This is a genomic window from Micromonospora sp. KC606, assembly GCF_004348675.1.
In the GTDB taxonomy this organism is placed as follows: Bacteria; Actinomycetota; Actinomycetes; order Mycobacteriales; family Micromonosporaceae; genus Micromonospora.
In genome coordinates this window covers 1-6,690 of record NZ_SMKN01000276.1, presented here as the reverse complement: position 1 = coordinate 6,690, position 6,690 = coordinate 1, and the positions used below count along the sequence as shown (strand labels likewise).

The window sequence follows — 6,690 nt, the reverse complement described above, 5'->3', positions numbered from 1 at the left end:
GGCGGGAGGTAGACCGCGTGCGGGCAGAGCACCCGAGCCCGGGCGGTGGGCATGGCGCTGCGGACGCCGTACCGCCGCGCCTCGTAGCTGGCAGAGCTGACCACGCCGCGCGGGCCGACCCCGCCGACCACGACGGGCCGGCCGCGCAACTCCGGCCGGTGCCGCACCTCGACCGAGGCGAAGAAGGCATCCATGTCGACGTGCAGGATGGGGCTGCCGGAATCGTCGGCACCCGGCCCGAAGCGCGGGTCACCGCCGCGCGGCAACGACTGGCTTCGGCCCATTCCCGCACGCTAACCCGCCGGTACGACACCCCGCGCGGCCGACACCGCCGGCACAGCCCGACACGGGTTGCGGCAATCCGGGCCATCCACCGACCGAGAAACCCCCACCCGCCGCATCCCGGGCTGGGTCAGCCCCGGACGACCAGCAGCGGGATGGTCATCTCGGCGGCCGTGTCCGCACCGTGGTACGCCACCAGCCGGGACACCGCCGGCGGTTCGGAACGGCTGGCGAGCACCGCGTACGTGCCGGTGCAGGTGACCACGACGTCGCCGACGCGCCCCAGGTGCTCCGGCGGCACCGGCCCGAACCGGCCGGCGGCCACCGCCTCCTCCCGGGTCTGCACCCGGGCGGCCGGCCCGAGCACCGCCGACCAGGCGGCAACCACGTCGCTGACCGCCCCCGGCGCGACGTGCAGATAGCGCACCCGGGGCTCACCGGCCACCACCCGGACGCCCTCGCGCAGCTGGGGATCGGTGTCCAGGTCGACACGGTGCGCGGCGGGCACGTCGAGCTGGCCGTGGTCGGCGGTGACCAGCAGCGCGGCGTCCGCCGGGAGACCGTCGACGAGCCGGGCGAGCAGCCCGTCCACCTCGGCGGCGGCGACCCGCCAGGGCACCGAGTCCACCCCGCTGAGGTGGCCGTGCCGGTCCAGGTCCGGATGGTAGCCGGAGACCAGCGTCGGGCCGGGACCGGCGGCCAGCGCGGCGAGCATCGCGGTTGCCAGGGCGTCCGCCCCGGCCGCGCCCCGATAGTCGCCGCCCCGGTTGGCGGCCAGGGTCAGGCCGCTGCCGGCGAACTCGGGGCGGCTGACCACGGTCACCGCGACGCCGGCCGCGCGGGCTCGCTCCCACTGGGTACGGACCGGCTGCCAGCGCAGCGGCTCCGGGTCATCGGCCCACTCGATGTGATTGAGCACCCGGTCGGTGCCCGGCACCCGGACGGTGAAGCCGAGCACCCCGTGCGCTCCGGGGGCGACGCCCGCGCCGAGGCTCACCAGGCTGGTCGGAGTGGTGGACGGGAAACCGGCGGTCAGCGGCCGGCCGGCGGTGGCGGCCAGCCCGGCCAGGATCGGGGCGTACGGCGCGGCGGTCGGGATCTGGTACCAGCCGAGCCCGTCGACGAGCAGCACCGCGATGCGGCGCACCCCGGCCAACCGGGGTGCGAGGCCGAGCAGGTCGACCGAGCCGGGGACGCCGAGCACGGCCAGCGCGCTGGGCACCACGTCGGCGAGGCTGTCACCGCCGTAGCGGGGTGGCACGACCGCCAGCGGCCCGGCGTCGGGGACGCGCGCGACGGCGTCCGAACCGGTCGGAGGTCGCCCCGGGTCGGTCATGCCGGGCGGCGGGCGAACAGGTGCAGTTGGGCGGCGAGTTCCCGGTACGGCGAGCGGGCGGCCAGGGCCCGCTCCAGCTCGACCAGGGCGGCCGGCTGGCCGTCGGCCACCGCGGCGGGGAGCAGGTCGGCGAGGACGCGTACCCCGTGGATCTCCTCCACGGCGAGCCCTGCGGCACCCAACAGCGCGGCAGCGCCCTCGGCGTCGAAGCGGCGGCGCAGGGTGTCCCGCGGCCCCGCGGAGCCGGTCGGGGCGGCGGCGAGCGCGGCGGCGACGTCCAGGTGGCCGTTCATCGCCCGACCCAGCACGGCGGCGGCCCGGCCGGCGACCAGCACGCTGGCCGCGCCCCCCGGGCGCAGCGCGGCGACGAGCGCGGCGGCCACCGGCGCCGGGTCGTCGACCACCTCCAGCACCGAGTGGCAGAGCACCAGGTCCGCGCCGGCTGGTTCGACCAGCCCGGCCAGCGCGTCACCGTCGCCCTGCACGGCGCGTACCCGGTCGGCGACCCCGGCCTCGGCGGCCCGGCGGGTCAACGCGGCGAGCGCGTCGGGGCTGGCGTCGACCACGGTGACCTGGTGGCCAGCCTGGGCGAGCGGGACGGCGAAGCCTCCCGTCCCGCCACCGACGTCGAGCACGGTGAGCTGGTCACCGGCGTGCCGGTCCAACTCGGCGGCGAGGACCGACCAGATGACAGCGGTACGGGGGGTCAGCGGCGGTCCGGTGAACCCGGTGGTCTGCTCCACCCGGTCGAGCCTAGTCAACCGCGCCACCCGACCCCCCGCAGGCGGTGCCGCAGCCGCCGGTCAGGACGCCCCCCCGCCGGCCGGGTCCTCCTCCGCACGGGACCGCTGGGCGTTGGCCACCGGCCCGTCGGTCACCTGGTACTCGCGGGGCCCCGCGTCCTGGACGGGCGACCAGCCGGCCGCCAGCCGGGTACGCCGGTTGTTCGCCACCCCACCGGTGCGCATGCTGAAGGTCATGGATACCCCCTTGCCCGAGCGGGCCACTCTGCCCGCACGTGTGCGGAAGTCTCCCGCGTCCCGGCCCGGGAAACTGTAATGTGGATCACTGCGGTCAGCGAAAGTCCCGGGACACCGGGCTGACGGGGGGTTCGATCGCGTCCAGCCGGTCGGCGATGAGGCTGGTGACGCCCTCGTGCCGCTGCAACCGGCCCCGCACCACCAGCGCCGCGCTGGTGCGGGCCGTGCGGCGGTAGTGCTGCCACAGCCCCGGGGAACAGGTGACGTTGAGCATCCCCGTCTCGTCCTCCAGGTTGAGGAAGGTGACCCCGCCGGCGGTGGCGGGCCGTTGCCGGTGGGTGACGATTCCGCCGACCCGGATCCGCCGACCGGGCTCCACCTGGCCGAGCCGGGCCACCGGCACCGCGCCGAGGGCGTCCAGCCGTTCCCGGATGAACCGGGCCGGATGGCTCTCCGGGGACAGCCCGGTGGCCCAGACGTCGGCGACGAGCCGGTCCACCGCCTCCATCCCGGGCAGGGTGGGCGCCGCCGTGCCGGTGACCGTGCCGGGCAGCCGGCCCGGCCGGTCCTGGGCGGCGGCGCCGGCGGCCCAGAGGGCCTGCCGCCGGGTCAGCCCGAAACAGGCGAGAGCGTCCGCGGTGGCCAGCGCCTCCAGCTGCGCGGCGGTGGGCCCGACCCGCCGGGCCAGGTCCGGCAGGTCACGGTACGGCCCGTGCGCCGTCCGCTCCGCCTCGATCCGCTCGGCCACCGGATCGCCGAGGGTACGCACGCTCGACAGCCCGAGCCGGACGGCCGGCCCGCCCAGGCCCCACTCGTGCGGCGGTTCCCCCGGCTGGCTCCCCCACCGGGTGGCCGGGGTGGACTCCAGGATCGCCTTCGCGCCGCTGGCGTTGACGTCCGGCCGGCGTACCTCGACGCCGTGCCGGCGGGCGTCGTCCACCAGGGTCTGTGGCGAGTAGAAGCCCATCGGCTGGGCGTTGAGCAGCGCGGCCAGGAACGCCCCCGGGTGGTAGCGCTTGAGCCAGGAGCTGGCGTAGACCAGGTAGGCGAAGCTCATCGCGTGGCTCTCCGGGAAGCCGTAGCTGGCGAACGCGGTCAGCTTCCGGTAGACGTCGTCGGCCAGTTCGCCGGTGATGCCCCGCGCGGCCATCCCGGCGTAGAGCCGGTCGGCGAGCTGCGCCATCCGCTCCACCGACCGCTTCGCGCCCATCGCCCGGCGCAGCTGGTCGGCCCCGGCCGCGTCGAAGCCGGCCAGGTCGATGGCGAGCTGCATGAGCTGCTCCTGGAACAGCGGCACACCCAGGGTCTTCTCCAACGCGTTGCGCATCAGCGGGTGCGGGTACGTCACCGGCTCCTGGCCGTTCTTGCGCCGGATGTACGGGTGCACCGAGCCGCCCTGGATCGGGCCGGGCCGGATCAGCGCCACCTCCACCACCAGGTCGTAGAACTCGCGCGGCTTCAGTCGGGGCAACGTCGCCATCTGGGCCCGGCTCTCCACCTGGAACACCCCGACCGAGTCGGCCCGGCAGAGCATCGCGTAGACCTCGGGGTCGTCCAGGGTCATGTCACCGAGGTCGAGGCTCATCCCGATCATGTCGTAGCCGTAGTGCAACGCCGACAGCATGCCGAGGCCGAGCAGGTCGAACTTGACCAGGCCGACGGCGGCGCAGTCGTCCTTGTCCCACTGGAGCACGCTGCGCCCCGGCATCCGCCCCCACTCCACCGGACAGACCTCGATCACCGGCCGGTCGCAGATCACCATCCCGCCGGAGTGGATGCCCAGGTGCCGGGGGAACCTCTGCAGCTCGTTCGCGTACGCGACCACCTGCTCGGGGATGCCCTCCACGTCCACCGTGGCGACCGAACCCCACTGGTCGATCTGCTTGCTCCAGGCGTCCTGCTGGCCGGGCGAGAACCCGAACGCCTTCGCCACGTCCCGCACCGCCGACCGGGGCCGGTACGAGATGACGTTGGCGACCTGGGCGGTGTGCTCCCGGCCGTACCGGGCGTAGACGTGCTGGATCACCTCCTCCCGGCGATCGGACTCGATGTCCACGTCGATGTCGGGCGGGCCGTCGCGTTCCGGGGCGAGGAAGCGTTCGAAGAGCAGCCGGTGCCGCACCGCGTCCACGTTGGTGATCCGCAGCGCGTAGCAGACCGCCGAGTTCGCCGCCGACCCCCGGCCCTGGCAGTAGATGTCCTGCTCGCGACAGAACGTGACGATGTCGTAGACCACCAGGAAGTAGCCGGGGAAGCCCAGCTCGTCGATCATCCGCAGCTCGTGCTCCAGCTGCGCGTACGCCTCGGGGTGCGCCTGCGGCGGGCCGTAGCGTTCCCGGGCGCCGGTCATGGTCAGGTGCCGCAGCCAGCTCATCTCGGTGTGCCCGGACGGCACCGGGTACGCCGGCAGCCGCGGCGCGACCAGGTGCAGGTCGAACGCCAGCTCCGTGCCGAACTCGGCGGCCCGCGCCACCGCCCGGGGGTACGCGGCGAACCGGGCCGCCATCTCCGCGCCGCTGCGCAGGTGGGCGGTGGCCGCCGCGGGCAGCCAGCCGTCGATCTCGTCCAGGCTGCGCCGGGCCCGCACCGCCGCCAGCGCGGTGGCCAGGCGGCGCCGCCCAGGGGTGGCGTAGTGCACGTTGTTGGTCGCCACCGTGGGCAGCCCGGCTCCGGCGGCCAGCTCGGCCAGGGCGTCGTTGCGGTCGGCGTCTACCGGGTGCCCGTGGTCGGTCAGCTCCACCGCCACCGTCTCCGCGCCGAAGAGCGAGGTCAGCCGGTCCAGTTCCCGGGCCGCCGCGTCGACGCCCTCGGTGAGCAGCGCCGCCGGGACATGCCCCTTGCGGCAGCCGGTCAGCACCAGCACGTGGTCACGCAGCTCGGCGGCGACCTCCTCCAGCTCGCCGTAGCACGGGCGGCCCTTCTCCCCGCCGCGCAGCTGGGCGCGGGAGATGGTGGCGGCGAGCCGGGCGTACCCCTCGTGCCCGTGGGCGAGCACCAGCAGGTGCCGGCCGAGCGGGTCGGGCTCGCCGTTCTGCGGACCTGGCAGGCCGAGGGAGAGCTCCGCGCCGAAGATCGTCGGCAGGCGCAGCGCCCGGGCCGCCTCAGCGAAGCGCACCACGCCGTAGAACCCGTCGTGGTCGGTGACGGCGAGCGCGGTGAGCCCCAGCCGGGCGGCCTCCTCGGCCAGCTCCTCCGGGTGGCTGGCCCCGTCGAGGAAACTGAAGTTGCTGTGCGCGTGCAGCTCGGCGTAGGGCACCGTGCCGTCGGGGCGGGGCAGCTCGGGCGCCTGGTACCGCTGCCGGGTGCGGCTCCAGGCCGGGGTGTCGCCCCCGTCGGCGTCGGCCGCGAGCGGGTCCACCACGTGCAGGTGCCGCTCGCCTCGGGGCCGCTCCTTGCCGGAGCGCCCGGAGAGCACCTGCTCCAGCTCCGACCAGGGCGTCTTCGGGTTGTGGAAGCTCATCGGCCAGCTCCCGGGCAGCTACCCGTCGACGTCCTGGAAGGTGGCGTCCCCCGCAGGGGCCGGAGCCGGCGCGGTAGGCCAGCGTGCCGCTCGACCGGGGCGCGCCGCTCAGTCATAGATCGCCTCCACCAGCCACCGACCGGCCTCGACGGCCAGCAGCAGTGCGGCGCCGTCGGCCAGACACACCTGGAACCGGGCTCGGCGGCGCGCCTCGGCCGGGGCCCACCAGCGTTCGTCCACCGGCCACGGGCCAGCCCAGCCGACGATCTCGACCGGCGCGGCCGTGCCGACGGTCAGCCGGGCCGGCGCGGCGCTGACAGCCAGCCGTGCGCTGACCACGACCGGCTCGCCGGCGACGTCGCACACGGCGGCGGCGAGCGGGATGGGCAGCACCACCGCGGGCGAGGGCGGTGGCAGCCGCCCCGGCCAGGGCGGTACGGCGTTCCCCCCGGCACCCGCCGCGCGGACGCCGGTGGTCCGGACGGCCGGCGACGACCCACCGGCCGGCACCGCGCCGATCCGTCCCGTCGAGGACGGCAGCACGCCACCGACCCGTCCCGGGACACCCCGGGACGACAACAACCCGCCGGGCAGCTCGACGGGCTCGACCAGCGGCGCGGGCGGGCCGGGAC

4 protein-coding genes and 2 pseudogenes are annotated in these 6,690 nt (G+C 75.8%); all 6 read right to left on the bottom strand.

All coding sequences use genetic code 11. The features are described 5' to 3' along the window. A pseudogene (locus E1193_RS28995) lies at positions 1–284 on the bottom strand (DNA polymerase IV); the annotation flags it as partial. Between the two features lie 128 nt (positions 285–412). Continuing rightward, positions 413–1,618, bottom strand: coding sequence for a nucleotide pyrophosphatase/phosphodiesterase family protein (locus E1193_RS28990; RefSeq protein WP_132186350.1), 1,206 nt, complete (start codon positions 1,616–1,618; stop codon positions 413–415). Continuing rightward, positions 1,615–2,379, bottom strand: coding sequence for a methyltransferase domain-containing protein (locus E1193_RS28985; RefSeq protein WP_132186349.1), 765 nt, complete (start codon positions 2,377–2,379; stop codon positions 1,615–1,617). Before E1193_RS28985 ends, E1193_RS28990 begins: the two co-directional genes overlap by 4 nt. A gap of 42 nt (positions 2,380–2,421) precedes the next feature. Continuing rightward, positions 2,422–2,598 (bottom strand): hypothetical protein, encoded by a 177-nt coding sequence (locus E1193_RS32205; protein ID WP_165945854.1) that lies wholly within the window; start codon positions 2,596–2,598, stop codon positions 2,422–2,424. Between the two features lie 94 nt (positions 2,599–2,692). Continuing rightward, the gene (locus tag E1193_RS28980) at positions 2,693–6,058 is read right to left on the bottom strand and encodes an error-prone DNA polymerase (protein WP_132186348.1); all 3,366 of its coding nucleotides are present in this window, start codon (positions 6,056–6,058) and stop codon (positions 2,693–2,695) included. A gap of 108 nt (positions 6,059–6,166) precedes the next feature. Further along, positions 6,167–6,690 (bottom strand): annotated as a pseudogene (locus E1193_RS33540) (DNA polymerase Y family protein); the annotation flags it as partial.

Excerpts from the sequence above, each read along its gene's own strand:
- E1193_RS28980 (WP_132186348.1), bottom strand. The coding sequence starts at position 6,058 with ATGAGCTTCCACAACCCGAAGACGCCCTGGTCGGAGCTGGAGCAGGTG.
- E1193_RS28990 (WP_132186350.1), bottom strand. The coding sequence starts at position 1,618 with ATGACCGACCCGGGGCGACCTCCGACCGGTTCGGACGCCGTCGCGCGC.
- E1193_RS32205 (WP_165945854.1), bottom strand. The coding sequence starts at position 2,598 with ATGACCTTCAGCATGCGCACCGGTGGGGTGGCGAACAACCGGCGTACC.